Here is a 19,900-nt window from a genome sequence, read left to right as displayed (position 1 = left end):
TGATTATATGCAAATCATAAACATAAATCAATCAATTAAAATCTACCTGTGCGGTTGGGTCTATCAATTGTTTCCACAACCTTGCCACAACGGTGCGAGTTTCTGCCCATTGCACCGCTTGCACGACTAACTTTTGATTTGCCAATGCTAAACGATGGCTTTCTGCACGTTGCAAGAGATAAGCTTGTATCAGTGCTTGAGCTTCTGTTGATGATACACACCCTGCTTGAGCGGTATCTTCTAAAATTCTTACATTGTCTGAATAATGAGCAAGTTGTGGATATTGTCCACCCCATGCTAAGACCGCATATTGTGTCATAAATTCAATATCTACGATACCACCTGAGTCTTGTTTTAAATGAAATATACCTTGTTCTTGTTGCTGTTTTGACGAACCAAGATGCTCTTTCATTTTATTACGCATTTTTAATACTTCATTGCGTACTTCTTGCTCATTACGTTTTTGTGTTAAAATTTCAATACGTAATCGTTCAAATTTAGCTCTTAATTGTTCATCACCTGCAATACTTCTTGCACGCACTAAGGCTTGATGTTCCCATATCCATGCTTTATGACGTTGATAATGTTCAAAAGCAGTTAAACTACTAACTAACATTCCCGCATCACCAGATGGTCTTAATCGTGTATCAATTTCATAAACACGTCCATCAAGCGTTTGAGTCGTCATTAATGTCATAAACTTTTGTGCCACTTTTGTGGTAAATTGCAATCCACTAATTGATTTTTTACCATCAGTTTCGCTTTGCTCATCAATTTGATGAATAAAAACTAAATCTAAATCTGAACCATAACCTAGTTCAATACCACCTAATTTACCATAACCAATCACGGCAAACGCTAAATAATCTACCGAACATCGCTGACCATGGACATCAAGCGGATAGCCATGACGTTGTACCACTTGTTGATAAGCAAATTGTAGCACCTGTTGTATGGTTACTTCAGCAATTTCAGTTAAAGCATCTGATACTTTCATCAACGGACTCGATGCTAATACATCGCACCCCGCCACTGCTAATACATGACTTTTTTTGAATAGACGGATTACCCGCATAAAATCTTCCACTTGTTCGATTTCTATGCGTAATAATTGTTGGCGTAAATTATCCTGTAAATACTCACGGCGTGGTAATTCAAAATCCATCGATAAAAACTCATCAAGCAATACAGGATAATGGCTTAACTCATCACAAATCCATGGACTAACGGTTGCCATTTTAACCAAACGTTGCAATGCTCCTTTACTTTCAACCAACATCACAAAATATACACTACGCCGTAAAATACTTTCAATCAATGGCATTAAACGCAATAATGCTTGCTGTGGTTGCTCCGATTGAATAATAGCTTGACTAAAAGACACCCAAAATGTTTTTAAACGCTCTAAGGATTTAACAGGTAATTTTTGTAAACTTGAACTATTCCAAAAATTATCTACCATTTTTTGCGTTTCGCTATCCAAAACTGTATATAATTGACCATTGATATCTTGCTCATTTTGTTCATTATGATCATCAAAATTTTCACGGATTAGTACATCAAATTGCTGTTGTACAATTGCACGATGTTGATTTAAAACCTGTAAAAAATCTTGCCAATCAGCAAAATTAAGCGTATTTGCCATACGTTGTTGCACATCAATATCTGTTGGTAATGATTGAGTTTGCTGGTCATTAAAAGCCTGAATTGCATGTTCTACACGGCGTAAAAATAAATAAGCTTGACGTAAATCATTAGCAACTTGTATTTCTAATAATTGTAAATCTGCCAAATGTTGTAAATTCACCAAACAATTTTTATCCTGTAATTCTTTTTTTGAACCCCCATATAATAATTGAAAAACTTGCACGATAAATTCAATTTCCCGAATCCCACCAGCACCCAGTTTAACATCATCACACAAATTACGGCGTTGCACTTCCTTTTCAATCATTGTTTTCATATCACGCATAGCTTCAAAAGCTGAATAATCAACATAACGGCGGAATACAAACGGACGTGTCATATCCATCAGTACCTTAGCTTGTTGTCCACCCGTAATAGCTCGTGCTTTAATCCATGCATAACGTTCCCATTCACGTCCATGTTGAATTAAATATTTTTCCAAAGCATTATAGCTCAATGCCAAAGGTGAACCATCTCCCCAAGGACGTAGTCGCATATCAATACGGAATACAAAACCATCAGCCGTAATTTGACTCAGTAAATAAATTAATTTTTGTCCCCATAAAATACAAAATTGTTGTACATCAACACATTTTCGTCCATCGGTTGTACCATTTTCATCAAAAGCAAAAATCAAATCAATATCGCTTGATAAATTTAATTCTCTTGCTCCATGTTTCCCCATCGCAATCACAATTAAATCTTGTAACTGCCCATCATCACTTATTGGTTCACCATATTTTGCCACTAAAATTGGGTAAGCAAAATCTTTCGCCACTCGCACACAACAATCAGCAAAATCTGATAATTCTCGTGTTAAATCAATGATATTAGTTAAAGCATTGGCATCTTGATAAATCCAGCGAAACATTAATCTAGCACGCAAAATACGTAATGCACGCATAAAACCCGCTTCATCTGCTATCTCTTGTAATTGATGATGAACAATTTGCTCAATTTGTGAAGTTGTTAATAATTGTTCAAATGGATACTGTTGCTCATCTTGCTCAATCAGCGATTGATGTTGCTGATAAACTTGTTCAGCGTAAGTACTCGCTACAAAAGTTTTTTTTAACTGATGAACATCTAACATAAATACCCCAACTTCATCACTAATTTCGCTTGTTTAATATGCAAAAAGCTGATAGAATATGCAACTGCAATTTTGCAACTCATTTATTTAACTTGTTTAATGGAACATTTATGTCATTGTAAATGTTTTTAGATAAAAAATAAATGATTATTCTCCTTGCTTTTTTACCATTGATATTAAAGTAAGAAGGCTGTTTAAACCATAAGGAGCTGACAATGCGTCACTACGAAATCGTACTTTTAGTACACCCTGATCAAAGCGATCAAGTAGGTGGCATGGTTGAGCGTTACACTAATCTTATCCAAGAAGCAAATGGTCAAATCCACCGCTTAGAAGATTGGGGTCGTCGTCAATTAGCTTACCCTATCAACAAAATTCACAAAGCACACTATGTATTATTCAATATTGAATGTGCTCAAACAACTTTAGACGAATTAGAAGAATTATTCCGTTACAATGATGCAATCATTCGTAGCTTAGTAATTCGCCGTTCTAATGCAATTACTGAAGAATCTTTACTTGCAAAGAGTGCTGAAGAAAAACGTGCTCGTAAAGCTCAACGTGAAGAAGCTCAACAACAAGCAGCTCAAGAAGCTGAAGCATAATAGGAGAACATTCAATGGCACGTTTCTACCGTCGTCGCAAGTTCTGCCGCTTCACAGCTGAGAATGTTGCGTATATCGATTATAAAGATGTCGATACTTTAAAACAGTACATCACTGAAAACGGCAAAATCGTTCCTAGCCGTATCACTGGTACTAAAGCTCGTTACCAACGTCAATTAGCTCTTGCAATTAAGCAAGCTCGTTACTTAGCGTTGATTCCTTACACTGACAATCATAAGTGAGGTTGAGCTATGGATATTATCTTATTACAACGTATCAAAAACTTGGGTAAATTAGGCGACAAAGTAACTGTAAAAGCAGGTTATGGTCGTAACTACTTAATCCCTCAAGGTAAAGCTGTTGCTGCAACTGAAGCAAATACTGCTGCATTTGAAGCTCGCCGTGCTGAACTTGAAAAACAAGAAGCTGCAGTATTAGCTGCTGCTCAAGCACGTGCTGAACAGTTAAACGACGTAAATGTTGTGATTACTGCAAAAGCTGGTGATGAAGGCAAATTATTTGGTTCTATCGGTACTCGTGATATCGCTGATGCTTTAACAGGTGCTGGTTTAACTGTAGATCGTTCAGAAGTACGTTTACCAAATGGTTTATTACGCCATGTTGGTGAATACAATGTTGCGATTCAATTACATCATGATGTAACTGCTGAAGTATTAGTAACAATTGTTGCTGAATAATTCAAATTGATACATCGAAAAAGAGAATGTCTAGTACATTCTCTTTTTTTATCAAAATTTACAAATCAATAGCTGATTTTTACTGCTATTTCTGTAATACTTAACAAACGATATTTTTTATTTATTGTGTAGGAAAAATGATGTTTAATCGTACTCTAATCGCTATAAGCTTAAGTGCTTTAATCGCCAGTCCACTCTATGCTCAATCATTAGTTGAGCAACCATTAATCTTATCAGCACCAGAAGAACTCAAAACTTCGCAATATGACCCTTTGGTATTAAATGAAGTAAAACCAGAGGAAACTGTAACAACCTCAAAAGAAATAGCCACAGAGCCAACTAAAAAATCATTCTTTAAACGTGATAAAAAAGCAAAAGTTGCCGAAGAGAGTGGCGTAGAATCAACCGAACAAAAAGAGATTATTATTGATTCTGCAACAACACCACCTAGTGATGATACAGAAATTGCTACATCTCCTACAGATGAAGAAACACCAACAAACAAACCTAAAGAAGAACAGCCTGCAAAAGATAAGCCAAAAGTTTCTGTTGGCAATGCAAGTGCATTACAAGCATTAAATAATGCTCAATGGTCAGCAACGCCAACTACCAATATGATGGCTAAAGCACAAGTCATGCTTGATAATGCCTACTCTCCTGCAGGAGCAATTGATGCTTCGTCAGGTCCTAAAACAGACAAAGCCATTCGTGCATTCCAAGTGATTTATGGATTACCTAAAACAGGTAAATTAGATAAAGTAACTTGGGATAAATTGGTTGAACTTAATGGTAGTCAAAATGTATTTGTAGAGTACACCATTTCAGCCGCTGATGTAGATAAAAAATTGTATGTTAATTCTATGCCTTCTGATTATGGTGAAAAAGCCAAAATGAAACATTTAGGCTACACGCGTGTTAGCGAAATGATTGGTGAGAAATTCCATTTAGATGAAGCTTATCTAAAACGCTTAAACCCAAATGCAAAATTTGTCGCTGGTGAAAAAATCATTGTTGCTAACGTACACAACAAATTACCTGCTGATATTACTTTAATTGTGGCACATAAAACCGCAAAACAATTATATTTATTTAATAGCAAAAACCAAATGGTAGGTTCATTCCCTGCTACGTTTGGTAATGACCCTAAGGCACTTGTTGGTGAACATACCATTACTGGAGTTGCACGTAATCCATGGTATAGCTACTCTCCAAGTAACTTTGTACAAGGCAATAACCTGAAACCACTATCTTTACCACCAGGTCCAAATGGTCCTGTGGGTAATATTTGGATCGGTTTAAGTAAAAAATCATTTGGTATTCATGGTACACCAGACCCATCAAAAATATCAACTAATAACTCACATGGTTGTATCCGTTTAAGTAACTGGGATGCGAATAACTTAGGTAATTATGTACAAAAAGGTGTAAAAGTACGTTTTGTTGATTAATTACTAAGCTTCAAAATAGTATCTTGAACAATAGCACTATCTATAATAGTGCTATTGATCTTTAAAGTGTATAATAAAGAAACACTTAGCAAAATTTTAAAATTATTTTTCATTTAAAATTTGACATACTTCTTTATTTACTTTAATATATGCCAATATTCAAATGTCCCTATCGTCTAGAGGCCTAGGACATCGCCCTTTCACGGCGGTAACCGGGGTTCGAATCCCCGTAGGGACGCCAAATTTATATAAAAACCACTATCTATTGATAGTGGTTTTTTATTGTCTATTTATTCTTCCATTATTTTTATAGTTAAATAAAGTAATTTTATATCAACATAAATTTCATTTAAGTTATAATAACTAGTATTACACATCATATTTATAAAGTAGGCGATCTCATGAGTACCGAAGAATCATCTCCATTATTTACTGAAGAAACACTTGCTGAAGCACGTCGTATTATGTTTAATATGCTCACTAAAGTTGTTGAAGTGGGTGGTTCTGATTTATTTATTACTGCTGAATTTCCACCAAGTATTAAACATCAAGGTTCGATGAAACCTTTAAGTAAACAAGCACTTACAGCAGATAAAACTAAACTTTTTGCTTATAGCTTAATGAATGAACGACAACGTGCAGAATTTGAAGAACAATTAGAATGTAATTTTGCAATTAATGTCCCTGAAGTTTCACGTTTCCGCGTTAATATTTTTGTACAACAATTACAAGTTGGTATGGTCATCCGTACGATTACTGCAGAGATTCCAAACTTTGCAAAATTGCGTTTACCTGAGAAACTCAAAGATGTGATTATGGAAAAACGTGGTCTTGTACTTGTCGTAGGTGGTACTGGTTCTGGTAAATCTACATCATTGGCTGCCATGATTGATCATCGTAATGAAAATTCAGCAGGTCATATTATTACTGTTGAAGACCCTGTTGAATATGTTCACAAACACAAAAAATCAATGATTACCCATCGTGAGGTCGGTGTTGATACTCATACTTGGCATCACGCACTCAAAAATACGCTCCGCCAAGCACCCGATGTAATTTTGATTGGGGAAATTCGTGATACTGAAACGATGGAACATGCGATTGCCTTTGCTGAAACAGGACATTTATGTTTAGGTACATTACACGCTAATAATGCAAACCAAACACTTGACCGTATTATTAACTTCTTCCCTGAAGAACGTCGTAATCAATTATTGATGGATTTATCATCAAATATGAAAGCAATTGTATCACAGCGATTAATTCGTACACAAGATGGTCAAGGTCGCCGTGCAGCTGTTGAAATCATGCTCAATACCCCATTAATTTCGGACTTAATTTTAAAAGGACAAATGCATGAACTAAAAGAAATCATGGGTAAATCTCGTGAATTAGGTATGCAAACCTTTGACCAAGCTTTATTTGATTTGTACGATGAAGGTGCAATTTCTTATGAAGAAGCAATCCGTAATGCAGACTCTGCAAACGAACTTCGTTTACAAATTAAACTAAAGAGTAAACGTGGCGGTGAACAGAGTTCGCCATCAGTCGGTTTATCTTTACATAAAGATGAAGAAGAAAAAACTGAAGGTGAATAATTTAGCTTTTATATTTGATAAAAAAGGATATAAAAGCTATATTTTATAAGGATTTTCTTATGCATAAATTTGTTATTATAAGTCTAATATTGGGCTTTATGGGTATTGCATCAAGTTATGCCAATACCCAACAAATGACCAATACAACTATTCCCAAAGCTATTTTTGATGGTTATTGGGCAATGACAGATAAAATTTTTGATCATTATGGTGTGATTAAATTCACTAGAACCAAAACAGGTATTCGTGGAGAAAACTTCCGTTTTTATCTGCCATAATGATGGTCATTATAAACTTATCCACAAAGAAATCACGCCTGTAACCATTGAAGATAACAAATTGATTATACTTAAAGATAATCAAGCGTGGTCAAGTTTACAAATTTTAGCGATTGAACCAAAGAAAGTTTTATTGATAAAACAAGAGCTTCTTCAAGAAAGTAGAAAACAATTATTCCCACAAGGTCTTGAGTTTAGCTACATTCATCGTAAAACAGCAAAACCTTTATGTCCTTAATCTGATAATTTATGGATAAAAAGTACAGCTTAATCATTGATTAACTGTACTTTATTTATGCTAAATCATTTTGATATTTAATATTTTTATCTTATAATAGTAAAACTCTGGAGTATTTGCCAACAAATCTATTCCCCTGAGCCGATAAACACACTTAACAGATTGTTTTTTGTACATTCAGCGTGTAAGCCTATCTTGTAATAGGAAACCCAATATGTACTCAGCAATCTAACCTTGAATCTTAGGGTTCAAGGGTGCGATTTGTAGCGATACTTTCGGAGTTCATTTTATAGCAGTATATAACCATACATAACACTACATAGATTCAATAACTTAATTACATTTTACTCTATCTATAGTATAATAATATAAAAATCAATACAGGTATTTAATGATGACGTATCCAATGTCTATGCGTAAAAAAATTCTTGCTGAACTTGAAACCAGTTCTTTCCGTCAAGTTGCCAAAAAGTACAATATGAGTACTCACACCTTGTATAGTTGGAAACAGTGTATAGATATTAAAGAAACGCATGATAGAAAACCAAGAACGATTCAAGATGAACAGCTTTTGCAAGACATTAAAGATTATCCAGATGTTTATCAATGGGAAAGAGCTTCTCGTCTAAATTGTTCACAAGCTGGTATATGTAAGGCGTTAAAACGCTTGGGTATTACTCGAAAAAAAATCCTTCATTCCGAAACAAGCTGATGAAGTAAAGCGTCAAGAATATTTAGAGTTACTTTCAATTTATGAAAAGTGTTTATATCCTATTGTTTATATTGATGAAAGTGGATTTAAGATAGAAGATAATCGACCACACGTTTATGCACCCAAAGGTCAAACCTATCAAGAAAAAGGGACTTTTAGTGTTAAGCAAAAGAATGTGATTGGTGCAATTTGTGGACAAACTCCCTTTGCATTGAGTGTATTTGATTGTTCAATTACTGCTGATGTTTTCTATGCTTGGGTTATACAGCAGTTAATTCCTGAATTACCTGCTCATAGTGTTGTTGTGATGGATAATGCACCTTTTCATAAAAAAAAAGATATTCAGACTGCTTTAGAGCAAGCGGGACATCAAATTCTATGGCTTTCACCTTATAGTCCTGATTTTAATCCTATAGAAAAATTATGGTCATGGATTAAGTATCTAAGAAAAGTATGGAACGTTAATTGTATTGAAACTCTACTATTTTGGTTTTTAACTATCGTATCTTTTTTAGGTAATTACACTATATATGTTTTAGCAATTGATAACAATACATAGCCATTCATAACCATAATTCTGTGGTATACAGTAGGTATACAATATTTGATGAAAAATTATACAAAAATAAGGGCTTATTAGCTTTTGTGTGTATTGATATTCCATATAATCTGATACATCTTGCTTTTGATATGATTTATTTATGAACATTACTCCTATAATTTGTGTGATAACAATTACTGCACTTAGATTGTATATTCAAGAGTAAAAATTCCTATCATAATAAGAGTTTTTTAATAAACAAAATTTTCTATAACATATTGACATAAATTATAAAATTTAATCATTAAAAATCTGCTAAAATAAAGCAAAGATATTATTTTTTATAAGGCATCATCATGCACATACATATTTTAGGCATTTGCGGTACATTTATGGGTTCATTGGCATTATTGGCTCGTGAACTTGGGCATACGGTAACAGGGTCTGACCAAAACGTTTATCCACCGATGTCCACCCAATTAGAAAACGTGGGCATTACCCTAATGCAAGGCTATGACCGCAGTCATTTACAAAATCCAACACCTGATTTAGTCGTGGTTGGCAATGCCATGAAACGTGGTATTGATGCGGTTGAATATATGCTCGATGCAGGTTTGCCTTATACTTCTGGGCCACAATTTTTAGCCGATTATATTTTACAAGGTAAACATACGCTTGCTGTTGCAGGGACACATGGCAAAACCACAACTTCAACCATGCTGGCTTGGGTCTTGGAATATGCAGGAAAAAATCCAAGTTTCCTCATTGGCGGTGTCCCATTATGCTTTGAACATAGTGCAAGATTAACCGATAGTGATTATTTTGTGGTTGAAGCTGATGAATATGACAGTGCTTTTTTTGATAAACGTTCAAAATTTGTACACTACAAACCCAAAACAGCCATTTTAAATAATTTAGAATTTGACCATGCGGATATTTTTGAAGATTTAAAAGCCATTCAAAAACAATTCCATCATCTTGTGCGTACCATTCCTGCGACTGGACAAATTATCGCTCCATTGGCAGAACAAAACATTGATGAAGTCTTACAAATGGGCTGTTGGTCGCCAATCATTCGCACAAGTTTACACAGTGAAAATACGGTATTAACAGCTGAATTATTGAGCGATGATGGCAGTCATTTTAAAGTGAATTTTGGCGAACAAACGGCTGAAGTACATTGGACAATGACAGGTAAACACAGTGTAATGAATGCCCTTTCGGTCATTGGTGCGTGTTTGCATATTGGCATTGATATTGCGACAGCGTGCGAAGCTTTATCAAAATTTGCTGGGGTAAAACGCCGTATGGAATTATTAGATACGGTACAAGGCATTGAAGTATATGATGATTTTGCCCATCACCCAACAGCAATTGCAACGACATTAGACGGTGCCAGAAAACGTATTGGCGAGCGTAAATTATGGGCAATTATCGAGCCACGTTCAAATACCATGCGTATGGGTACACATAAATCTGAACTAGCTCATTCTGCCAAATTGGCTGATGAAGTCATTTGGTATCAACCAGAAGGTTTAGATTGGGATTTACAGCCTGTGGTTGCCGATGCAAAAAATTCTGCTCAAATTGCCACATCTTTACAGCAAATTATGCAACGTATTGTAAATGAAGCAAAATCAGGCGATGTCATCATTATTATGTCGAATGGTGGTTTTGGTGGTTTACATCAAAAATTGATTCAAGCATTAAAAAATCAAAATTAAGCCTAAACCACTAAAAAGGCAAATCGACATGGATTTGCCTTTTTCTTACACATTATTTTACTCGGTTAAATTTATATTCTTTACCATCAAGCGTGATTTTTAAATAACTATGTTCAGGTAAACTATCAACAAATTTTTCTAAAATAATTTGTCCTGTTAATAATTTACTTGCTAAATTATCAATTTGCATCAAGTTTTCTTCACACATCATACGGGTAGAAATTGGTGAGGCAACTGTTAAACGTCCATCTTTAATTTCATAATTAGCACGTAGATTATTACAGCCATTCAGTACCAACACCTCTCCCTGTTCAAATTTTAAGGTTAAAGGTTTGTTTTCATTATCTTTAAATGGACTATCTTTTAATTGCCAAGTACCTAATAAATATTTTTCACTCATCGGAAATGTTTGAAATAAATCTAATTTTGATACTTGACTACTCATATTGATACTACTGATATTCTTTATATTATCTGATTTACAAGCTGTTAATACGATGAGCAAACTTAGTACAGTCAACTTAAGAGTTTTCATAAGCATCTCCTATCAATGGATAACTTATTATACAAAATAATCCACAAAGTTTATAGATTTTAAGTCGAATTTGCAATGAAAAACACCGCCTACATTCCTGCAAACGGTGTTTTTATTTTATTCCACAAACTTCACCACTTCATCAAAGGCTTTGCGTGCCTTTGGCTTGATGTCTTTATCACGATAGCCAAAAGTACACATTACTGACACCGCCCACTCGTTCGGGTCAAACAAGCCTTCATTTGCCAAGATGTCATTGACTTCTTTGTAGGCGAAACCTTCAATCGGACAAGAATCAATGCCCATCATCGCCGCCCCCGTCATCATATTGGCAAGGGCGATGTAAGTTTGTTTGCTCGCCCAATCGTATAGACTGCGGTCAGAGTCCAAAATGGCAATGTCCTCTGTTTGGAATTTTTTGTACACCGCCAACGCTTTTTCACGAGCCTCGCCAGTTAAGCCCCGTCTGTCCATAATTTGCCCAAAATAAGGCGTGTCATAGCGGGCGTTTTTCTTTGCCAAAATCGCCACAATATGACTTGAAGTTTCCATCGTGGGAATGCCCCAGCAGTAAGGTTTTAATTTTTGGCGTAAATTGGCATTTTGCAATACCAAAAATTGCCAAGGCTCAGAGCCCACCGAGCTTGGGGAGAGTCGCCCCATTTCCAAAATGGCGTGAAAATCGTCATCGCTGATTTTCTTATTGCCATCGTACGAGCGAGTGGAGGCACGGTAATGAAAGGCATTTAAAATATCGTCTTTGTTAAAAAAGGTCATTGGGCTACTCCAAAATTTGGGGATTTAAAGATTGGGTGTATTATAGCGGATTGGCAATATTGTGAAAAATTGAGAATTTTGATGATTGGGTATAATTTTTATTGATATTAAGATTGTTTAATGCTTGAAAATAAATGGTATTTTGTGCTAGAATGGGAAAGTGTTATGTCTTTATTTTTAAAACAATGATACCCAGTAATTCAAAAATTTATCACATTGTTCATAAAGATAGGCTTTCTGCAATCATTCAAGATGGCTGTCTTTTTAGTGATGCCTTGATTCGCCAAAGAGCAAATAATTTTCCTGTGATTGGTTTGGACAAGATTAAAGATCGGCGTTTAGATGAATTAAAACTTACTAGCTATCCAGATTTATTTGTGGGTCAATGTGTACCATTTTATTTTTGTCCTCGTTCTATAATGCTGTATATGATTAATCAACGAAATTCTCAATTAACTTATCAAGGTGGACAGGAAAATATCATTCATTTACAAGCAGATTTAAGACAAGTCATTGATTGGGCGAATTCAAACAATATTCGTTGGGCATTTACCGATTCTAATGCAGGTTCTTATCATTTTAATGACTACAATCAAATAAACGAATTTCATAACATAAACTGGACAGCAGTCAATACACAGCATTGGTCAGCCCCTGAAATTAAAGCAGGGAAACAAGCCGAATTTTTGATAGAGCAACAATTCCCTATTTGTTTGATTGAAAAGATTGGTGTTCATTCTCAAACAGTATTCAATGAAGTTTCTCAAACAATACAAAGTTTAGGCTATCAAACCAATTTAGAAATTTGTGAAAATTGGTATTATGAAGTGAGTTTGTGATGATTATTTATAAAAATGGCGATATTTTTAATAGTGAAGCCGAAGCAATCATTAACACCGTTAATTGTGTTGGTGTAATGGGGCGTGGATTGGCATTGCAATTTAAAAATAAATATCCTGAGAATTTTAAGGCATACCAACAGGCTTGTAAGTTAAAAGAAGTACAAATTGGAAAAATGTTTGTTTTTCAAGTCAATTCTTTGATTTTTCCTAAATATATTATTAACTTTCCAACTAAAAATCATTGGCGTGGTCATAGCAAAATAGAATATATTGAAGCAGGATTACAGGATTTAATATCAGTTATTCAAAAATATCAAATTCGCTCCATTGCCATTCCACCATTAGGTTCTGGTTTGGGTGGACTAGATTGGCAAACTGTAAAAAATAAAATTGGATACGCTTTATCTGATTTAAAAGATATTGATATTTATATTTATGAACCTGATACTGCCATTCAATATCATACCCAAACGCAAAAGATACCAGAGATGACCATTGGTCGTGCATCGTTAATTGAATTAATGAATCGTTATTTGCAAGGATTATTAGACCCAACTATTTCATTACTAGAAGTACATAAATTAATGTATTTTATGCAAGAAGCGGGAGAAAATTTGCGTTTAAATTATGTCAAGCATCATTATGGTCCTTATGCAGAAAATTTACGCCAAGTTCTAAAAGCAATAGAAGGTCATTTTATTCAAGGTTATTTAGATGGTGGCGATAATCCACATAAGACATTGGCGATTATGAAAAATGCTATTATTGATGCCCAAAATATATTAAAAAACTCTCCACAAACACAAATTCATTTTGAAAAAGTCAGTCAATTGGTAGATGGTTTTGAAAGTTATGATGGTTTAGAATTACTATCTACGGTACATTGGGCTGTGATTAAGGCAGAAAAATATGATTTAAGTGAATGCATTGATTATATTTATCAATGGAATGAACAGAAAAAACGCTTTTCTCCTAGACAAATTCGTATTGCGTATGAGCGTTTGCAGGAGCAAGGTTGGATAAATTAAAGCAAAAAACACCGCCCCAATCAAAGCGGTGTTTTTGTGGATTATTAAAAAGAGGGGTTGGGACATTCACATCACAACCACAATCAAGCGACTTATTGTGTTATACTAAACCAGAAAAATCAAAATAATCGTTTAGTTACATAAAGTTATTATGGCAAAAATCCACTTTTTTCAGGCAGGTTATTGCACCCACCCTGCTTGCGTGGCGGTGCGTGGCGCAGGATTTGGGGCGTGTCAATTTCCTGCAAGGGTGTTTTTATTAGAAGCCAATGGGCGCTTTTGGCTGTGGGACACAGGTTATGCCGAACATTTTTTTGATGCCAGTCGGGGCATTTATTCGCTGTATGCCAAAATCACGCCTGTATTTTTTAATCTGTCCGAACACATTTTCCATCAATTACAAGGATTTGGCTTGAATATTAAGGATTTGTCAGGGCTGATTATTTCGCATTTTCACGCCGACCACATTGCAGGTTTAAAGGATTTTACCAACATTCCTTTGATTGCTAGACGGCTTGCCTTTGATTTTTTAAAACCATTAACAGGCTTAAAAGCCCTCAAACAAGGTTTTTTGCCTAATTTAATACCCAGCGACTTTGAAAGCCGATTTATGGCGGTGGAACAGTTTTTACCCAAAGCCTTACCAGAACATCTGTGCCTTGATGAACCACACGCCCCCAAAACGGCTTGGGCATTGCCCAATAGCAATGATGAAATTTTGCTGGTACCACTAGATGGGCACGCCATTGGACAAATTGGGGCGTTTGTTTTAACCGATAAGGGCTGGGAGCTGATTGCATCTGATTCGGCGTGGTCAGCACAAAACTTTTTGGGTCGTCCGCCTGCCAAAATCAGCCACTTGATTATGCACGATATGCCTGCGTTTTATCGCACGCTGTCGCATTTATCCGAGTGGCATAAACGAGGTGTTGCCATACATTTAAGCCACGAGTTGGACGAAAAACTTGCTTGATTTTGCAAAACAAATGACATACAATAGAATCACAATGTAAAACATATCTTGAATAGGTGCGCTGATGACCACAAATTTTAATTTGCGACTTGATGAAAACTTAAAAGCACAAGCATTTGGTGTGATTGAAAGTTTTGGTATGACACCAAGCCAATTTATGCGATTGATTTTAAAACAGGTGGCAGACACAGGCAGTTTGCCTTTGTCTTTTGAAAAACGCACAATGGCAATCACACCCAATGAACTGACCGCACAGGCAATTCGTCAAGGGCGAACAGATTATCAAGCAGGGGTTTTGGAGAAATTTGAAGCTGATAATGTCATTGAAGCATTGCAGGAGCTCTCCTGTGGCTAAGTCGGTATTGATAACCAAGCAATTTAAAAGAGACATTAAAAAACACACTTTGAGCCTTGTTGCACCACAATGGATAGAAGTGATGAATTGCTTGATTAACGGCTTGCCAATGCCTGCTCGTTATGCCAATCACCCCCTAAAAGGCGAATGGCAAGGCTGTATGGATTGTCATATTAAGCCTGATTTGGTGCTGATTTATGAATTGATGGGCGACAACGACCTACTTTTGCACCGCTTGGGCAGTCATAGTGAATTAAGTATTGCTTAAAACCCTCCAACCAAAATGAACCTACTACCCCTACTTGTCAGCTACCACCGCACCAAACGCCTAACTTTCGTCAGCCGAGCGGATTTAGAGTACCACCAAGCTAAGCAATTAAGCCGATTTTTTAAGCAAACTTTACGCCAAAGCCCTTATTTTTCTGCCCTATTAAAAACGCATTTTGGCGATGATTGGACATTTAATCCAGCCATTTTCGCTCAATTACCTACAATGGATAAATCATTGATGTTAAAAGAATTTAACACAATGAACACCCAAAACATCAACAAAGACACCGCCTTTGCCTTGGCACTTAAAGCCGAACAAGACCGTAATTTTAGCCCCACTTTAAACAATGGCATCAGCGTGGGCTTATCATCAGGCACAACAGGCGAGCGAGGACTGTTTTTGGTATCGCCAAATGAACAAGCCAAATGGGCAGGGATTATGCTTGCCAAAATGCTCCCTGATGGACTGTTCACAGGCGAAAAAGTTGCCTTGTTTTTGCGAGCCAATAGCAATTTGTACAAAGCCGTGACCACGCCGTGCATTGAATTTGCCTATTATGATTTGCTTTTGCCGTTTGAAACACTGCTTGCCAAACTCGCTACGCAAAACCCGACCATCATTGTCGCCCCTGCCCAAGTCTTGCGAGCCATTGCGGACGAAGTGCGTTCAGGCAGCCTGAAAATCTCGCCCAAAAAAGTGATTTCTTGTGCCGAAGTGCTTACTTTTGCCGACCGCCAAGCCATCGCTCAAATTTTCCCCAATCTGCACGAAGTGTATCAAGCCACCGAAGGTTTTTTGGCAAGCACTTGCTCACACGGCACTTTGCATTTGAATGAAGAGTTTGTCTATATTGAAAAACAATGGCTTGATGACAAGCACTTTATGCCTATCATCACTGACTTTTCTCGCACCACTCAGCCGATTGTCCGTTATGTGTTAAACGATGTGCTCACCGTCAAGCCCACCCCTTGTCCGTGTGGCTCTGCGTGTTTGGCACTCTCGCATATTGAAGGGCGTAGCGACGACGGGCTAAAATTTGGCGATAAACAGATTTTTGCCGACAGCATTTCACGCATCATCGCCCTTTCTTTGCCTTTGGATAGGGATTATCGCCTTGAACAAGCAGGCAATTGTCTAACTTTAACCGCACAACTGGACAATGCTGATTGGGAACATTTCAGGCTGTCTTTTAATGAATTTTTAAATACGCAAGGCATTGATAGTGGGAATATTGTTTGGCAATGGCACAATCAAATCCCCACCCAAAGTTTTGATAAGAAAAAAAGGCGGATTGTCCAATTGGCGGAGCGATAAGAAATGACATTAACACCCACCACTTATTTGATTGCCACCGCAGGCAGTCACGGCGATGTTTTGCCTTTTATGGCGTTGGCAGAAGGTCTTACCAAATTAGGTCATCACGCCATTGTCTATGGCACGCCCTTGTTTGCTCAGTTTGCCCCCAAAGGCGTTCGCTTTGTGCCTGTGGGGACAAATGAGCTGTATTATCAAGCCTTGTCTGCACTCAATGACAATCGCCCCTTGTCGTCCATTCGTCAAATTGTGGCGGTAATGACCAGAATTATTCCCTTAATTATCAATGAGATGGAAAAAGACATCGCTCCAAATCAAACGGTCGTGATTGGTGGTGTGATGAACCCTGCTCCGCATATTTTTGCCGAAAAATACCGCCTCCCTTTTGTCAATGTGCATTTGTCGCCCCTTGCCATTTATTCAGTACAGCGTATGGGGCGAGCCTTACCGATATTGGACAATTTAACCCAATGGCAAAATCCCACCCTAAATCGCCTGTTTTGGCGGTGGGTGGATTGGGCGGTATTTCGTCCTAATTTCACCAAGCCTATCAACCGCTTGCGTGCCGATTATGGATTGGCACCTTTGGCAGTACCGATGATACAGTGGGTCAATCAGGCGGATTTGGTGCTTAGTTTGTTTGATGAGCGGTTTGCCCCAAGACAGCCTGATTGGGCGGATATTGAAGTGGTCGGATTTCCTTTTTATGAGCATCAGCAGTCAGGCGAACTCTCCACAAAGATAATGAACTTTTTACAAGAAGGCGACAAGCCTGTGTTGTTTTGTGCAGGGACGGCAACCGCCAATGCCCAACAGTTTTTTGCCACTTCACGCTTGGTTTGTGAAAAAATGGGCATTCGGGCGATTTTTGTCAGCCATATCAAGGAGCAGTTGCCTACCAATTTGCCCAATAGTATTTTGGCGGTGGATTATGTGGCGTATGAGCAAATTTTGCCTAAAGTAGCCGTGTTTGTACATCACGGTGGCATTGGCAATACCGCAGTTGCCCTAAAATCAGGCGTGCCACAGCTCATTCGCCCCTGTGCCTTTGACCAATTTGACAATGCCAGCCGTGCCGTATCGCTTGGTGTGGCGGTAGAAATTTTACCCAAAGCCTATCAGGTGGATACCGTCATCAAGGCTTTAAAAAATCTTATCAATAACCAAAACTTATCTCATCATTGCCAAAGTATCGCACAACAAATCACGCCCACAGGTATTGATCAAGCCTGCCTAAAAATTATCAAGATGGGCAAACACAATGATATTGATAAAGCAAGTGATTGTTTGGATAATAATACAAAATGACTTGGTTAAAATATCAAATACCAAACCCATTTATCATCACGCTATATGGGTGCGTGGTTTTTTGTATGATGATAATGATGATTGGGATTGGACAATTTGACCACTTTGAACCTCGTCATTTTGTTTCACTGACACTATTAAGTGTACTCATACCATTGATACTCAAAACAAAAAATGGGCGTTTTGTTGGTTTTGCTGTTTTATTATTGTCTTATGTGATTTTTCCAATGTTTTCTTTAATTGGCAACATTATTCCTTATCGTTTTGATGATAAATTATACCAATTAGATACTTGGATTTTTGGGCAAAGTTTACCGCTTTATTTCACTTACCGCCCCGTGTGGCTGTCTGAATATTTGGCATTGTGTTATTTGGCATTATTTCCATTGCAAATTTTGTCGTGTTATTTTTGGTTTAAAAATCATAAACAGCATTATCAATTATTTAGTTTTGGTTTGGCGATAATGTTTGTTGTAGGATATATGGGTTATTTGGTGATTCCTGCACAAGGCGGTTATTTGGCATATCCTGATGTGTTTTATTTTCCCAATACAGGCGGATATATCACAACATTTTTAATGAACGCCAACAAACCTTTGATTGTTGGGATTGACGCATTTCCCAGTTTACATACAGGATTTGCGGTATTGATTAACGGATTTTTCTTTATTAAAAAATGCCATAAAATTGGCTTGGCATTATTGCCTATTACCATAGGTCTTATCATTTCTACGCAATATTTTGCTTTTCATTATGGTGTAGATTTATTGGCAGGAATCATCTTGGCAATTGGCATTTTAATTTTTATCAGTTGTTATCAAAAGGTGCAATAATGACCCCATTCTCTCTTAAACTCATCGCCACAGGCAAGGCATTACCCACACAAAAAATCCATTCTGGCGAGCTTGATAAACGCCTAAACAAACCAGACGGCTATGTGCAAAAAAGAAGTGGCATTCTGTATCGTCATCACGCCGATTTGCACTTAACCCAAGCTGGGTTGGCAGGTCAAGCAATTTTAAATGCTTGCCAAAATGCCAATTTGTCTTTATCCGATATTGATTTGTTGATTGCGGTCAATGGCGTACCACAACAAGCTCTGCCTAGCACCGCAAGCCATATCTTTGCACACTTAAATTGGCAAGGAGCGGGCTATGATGTCAATGCCAGTTGCGTGGGCTTTTTGCCTGCTTTGCAACAGGCAGGAGCGTTATTGAATATGGGTTGTTATAAACGCATTGCCATTTGTGCGTCCGATTTGGCATCTCGTGGGCTAAATTGGCAAGACGATGAAACGGCACTCATTTTTGGCGATGGGGCAAGTTGTGTCATTTTGGAAAAAGGGGCGGACAATGACGGCGGACTGCTCGGATTTTTGATGAAAAGTTATCCTGACGGCATTGAATATTGTCAAATTCAGGCAGGTGGCACTGCAAGAAACCCCAAAACAGGAATGTGTGAAGACGATTTTTATTTTAAAATGGACGGCTATGGGGTATTTAAAAAAACCAGCGAAGTGTTGCCAGCTTTTTTGGATAATTTATTAAACACACCCAAAAATCCTTTAACAATCCAAAAGATAGATTTATGGCTTGTGCATCAAGCCAGCCATTTGGGTATGAGTCATTTAATCAAACGCTTGGGCATTGCCCCACAAAAAGTCATCAATATTTATCCCACACACGGCAATCAAGTTTCCGCCTCCTTGCCCACGGTGCTACACGAAGCGGTCAGCACAGGGCAATGGCAACAGGGCAAAACGGTGGCACTTGTTGGCACAGGGGCGGGGTTGACTTTGGCGGGGGCAATTTGGCAAATTTAAACGATGGGTAATCAATGAATATTTTATTTTTAAATTTTAAATCTGTTGGGTATC

General features: G+C 37.2%; 22 protein-coding genes, 1 tRNA gene and 1 other RNA gene. 21 read left to right on the top strand and 3 right to left on the bottom strand.

What is annotated here, in order from left to right; translation table 11 throughout:
* Positions 1-31 precede the first annotated feature (31 nt).
* Positions 32-2,779: a bifunctional [glutamate--ammonia ligase]-adenylyl-L-tyrosine phosphorylase/[glutamate--ammonia-ligase] adenylyltransferase gene (gene glnE, locus LU301_RS03670; protein WP_305272645.1), complete on the bottom strand. Its 2,748-nt coding sequence runs from the start codon at positions 2,777-2,779 to the stop codon at positions 32-34.
* 215 nt (positions 2,780-2,994) lie between these two features.
* On the opposite strand from glnE, the gene rpsF reads away from it, so the two are divergent.
* From rpsF to mpl, 12 genes are all read left to right on the top strand, one after another.
* Positions 2,995-3,384 (top strand): 30S ribosomal protein S6, encoded by a 390-nt coding sequence (gene rpsF, locus LU301_RS03665; protein ID WP_305272642.1) that lies wholly within the window; start codon positions 2,995-2,997, stop codon positions 3,382-3,384.
* A 14-nt stretch (positions 3,385-3,398) separates the two neighbouring features.
* On the top strand, positions 3,399-3,626 hold the full coding sequence (gene rpsR / locus LU301_RS03660) for a 30S ribosomal protein S18 (RefSeq protein ID WP_305272639.1): 228 nt from the start codon (positions 3,399-3,401) through the stop codon (positions 3,624-3,626).
* A gap of 9 nt (positions 3,627-3,635) precedes the next feature.
* Positions 3,636-4,082 (top strand): 50S ribosomal protein L9, encoded by a 447-nt coding sequence (gene rplI / locus LU301_RS03655; RefSeq protein WP_305272636.1) that lies wholly within the window; start codon positions 3,636-3,638, stop codon positions 4,080-4,082.
* Positions 4,083-4,222: 140 nt separating this feature from the next.
* Positions 4,223-5,530 carry a L,D-transpeptidase family protein gene (locus LU301_RS03650; protein ID WP_305272632.1) on the top strand — a complete coding sequence of 436 codons (1,308 nt, stop codon included), beginning with the start codon at positions 4,223-4,225 and terminating at the stop codon, positions 5,528-5,530.
* Positions 5,531-5,695: 165 nt separating this feature from the next.
* Positions 5,696-5,771 (top strand) — tRNA-Glu (locus tag LU301_RS03645).
* A 160-nt stretch (positions 5,772-5,931) separates the two neighbouring features.
* Positions 5,932-7,128, top strand: coding sequence for a PilT/PilU family type 4a pilus ATPase (locus tag LU301_RS03640; protein ID WP_305272629.1), 1,197 nt, complete (start codon positions 5,932-5,934; stop codon positions 7,126-7,128).
* A gap of 59 nt (positions 7,129-7,187) precedes the next feature.
* Positions 7,188-7,406: a hypothetical protein gene (locus tag LU301_RS03635; RefSeq protein ID WP_305272627.1), complete on the top strand. Its 219-nt coding sequence runs from the start codon at positions 7,188-7,190 to the stop codon at positions 7,404-7,406.
* Positions 7,375-7,644: a hypothetical protein gene (locus tag LU301_RS03630; RefSeq protein ID WP_305272625.1), complete on the top strand. Its 270-nt coding sequence runs from the start codon at positions 7,375-7,377 to the stop codon at positions 7,642-7,644. Before LU301_RS03635 ends, LU301_RS03630 begins: the two co-directional genes overlap by 32 nt.
* Positions 7,645-7,745: 101 nt before the next feature.
* A non-coding RNA gene (ssrS, locus tag LU301_RS03625) (6S RNA) lies at positions 7,746-7,930 on the top strand.
* Positions 7,931-8,035: 105 nt separating this feature from the next.
* Positions 8,036-8,356: an IS630 transposase-related protein gene (locus LU301_RS03620; RefSeq protein ID WP_305272622.1), complete on the top strand. Its 321-nt coding sequence runs from the start codon at positions 8,036-8,038 to the stop codon at positions 8,354-8,356.
* Entirely contained in the window at positions 8,340-8,915 is a 576-nt protein-coding gene (locus LU301_RS03615; protein WP_370692237.1) for an IS630 family transposase, read from the top strand. The genes LU301_RS03620 and LU301_RS03615 overlap by 17 nt, the downstream gene beginning before the upstream one ends.
* Before the next feature lie 338 nt (positions 8,916-9,253).
* Positions 9,254-10,621: a UDP-N-acetylmuramate:L-alanyl-gamma-D-glutamyl-meso-diaminopimelate ligase gene (mpl, locus tag LU301_RS03610; protein WP_305272619.1), complete on the top strand. Its 1,368-nt coding sequence runs from the start codon at positions 9,254-9,256 to the stop codon at positions 10,619-10,621.
* A gap of 52 nt (positions 10,622-10,673) precedes the next feature.
* Here the strand turns inward: mpl and LU301_RS03605 are convergent, their stop codons facing one another.
* Positions 10,674-11,156 (bottom strand): META domain-containing protein, encoded by a 483-nt coding sequence (locus LU301_RS03605; RefSeq protein ID WP_305272615.1) that lies wholly within the window; start codon positions 11,154-11,156, stop codon positions 10,674-10,676.
* Positions 11,157-11,273: 117 nt separating this feature from the next.
* Positions 11,274-11,933: an NAD(P)H-dependent oxidoreductase gene (locus LU301_RS03600; protein WP_305272613.1), complete on the bottom strand. Its 660-nt coding sequence runs from the start codon at positions 11,931-11,933 to the stop codon at positions 11,274-11,276.
* A gap of 185 nt (positions 11,934-12,118) precedes the next feature.
* Here LU301_RS03600 and darT point away from each other — a divergent pair, with 185 nt between their 5' ends.
* From darT to LU301_RS03555, 9 genes are all read left to right on the top strand, one after another.
* Positions 12,119-12,772 (top strand): type II toxin-antitoxin system toxin DNA ADP-ribosyl transferase DarT, encoded by a 654-nt coding sequence (darT, locus tag LU301_RS03595; protein WP_305272610.1) that lies wholly within the window; start codon positions 12,119-12,121, stop codon positions 12,770-12,772.
* Positions 12,772-13,803, top strand: coding sequence for a type II toxin-antitoxin system antitoxin DNA ADP-ribosyl glycohydrolase DarG (darG, locus tag LU301_RS03590; protein ID WP_305272609.1), 1,032 nt, complete (start codon positions 12,772-12,774; stop codon positions 13,801-13,803). The genes darT and darG overlap by 1 nt, the downstream gene beginning before the upstream one ends.
* A gap of 151 nt (positions 13,804-13,954) precedes the next feature.
* A complete protein-coding gene (locus tag LU301_RS03585; protein WP_305272607.1) occupies positions 13,955-14,776 on the top strand; it encodes an MBL fold metallo-hydrolase in 822 nt (273 codons plus the stop codon).
* A gap of 64 nt (positions 14,777-14,840) precedes the next feature.
* Positions 14,841-15,131, top strand: coding sequence for a type II toxin-antitoxin system RelB/DinJ family antitoxin (locus tag LU301_RS03580; protein WP_305272605.1), 291 nt, complete (start codon positions 14,841-14,843; stop codon positions 15,129-15,131).
* Positions 15,124-15,399, top strand: a complete 276-nt coding sequence (locus LU301_RS03575; RefSeq protein WP_305272602.1) for a type II toxin-antitoxin system YafQ family toxin — start codon at positions 15,124-15,126, stop codon at positions 15,397-15,399. Before LU301_RS03580 ends, LU301_RS03575 begins: the two co-directional genes overlap by 8 nt.
* Positions 15,400-15,414: 15 nt before the next feature.
* A complete protein-coding gene (locus LU301_RS03570) occupies positions 15,415-16,716 on the top strand; it encodes a F390 synthetase-related protein (RefSeq protein WP_305272600.1) in 1,302 nt (433 codons plus the stop codon).
* A 3-nt stretch (positions 16,717-16,719) separates the two neighbouring features.
* On the top strand, positions 16,720-18,024 hold the full coding sequence (locus LU301_RS03565) for a glycosyltransferase (RefSeq protein WP_305272598.1): 1,305 nt from the start codon (positions 16,720-16,722) through the stop codon (positions 18,022-18,024).
* A 65-nt stretch (positions 18,025-18,089) separates the two neighbouring features.
* Positions 18,090-18,857, top strand: coding sequence for a phosphatase PAP2 family protein (locus LU301_RS03560; RefSeq protein ID WP_305272594.1), 768 nt, complete (start codon positions 18,090-18,092; stop codon positions 18,855-18,857).
* Positions 18,857-19,846 carry a 3-oxoacyl-[acyl-carrier-protein] synthase III C-terminal domain-containing protein gene (locus tag LU301_RS03555; protein ID WP_305272590.1) on the top strand — a complete coding sequence of 330 codons (990 nt, stop codon included), beginning with the start codon at positions 18,857-18,859 and terminating at the stop codon, positions 19,844-19,846. The genes LU301_RS03560 and LU301_RS03555 overlap by 1 nt, the downstream gene beginning before the upstream one ends.
* The last annotated feature ends 54 nt before the right edge of the window (positions 19,847-19,900 follow it).

This window comes from Moraxella sp. ZY210820 (assembly GCF_030674635.1).
In the GTDB taxonomy this organism is placed as follows: Bacteria; Pseudomonadota; Gammaproteobacteria; order Pseudomonadales; family Moraxellaceae; genus Acinetobacter.
This window is presented reverse-complemented; position numbering and strand designations above follow the sequence as displayed.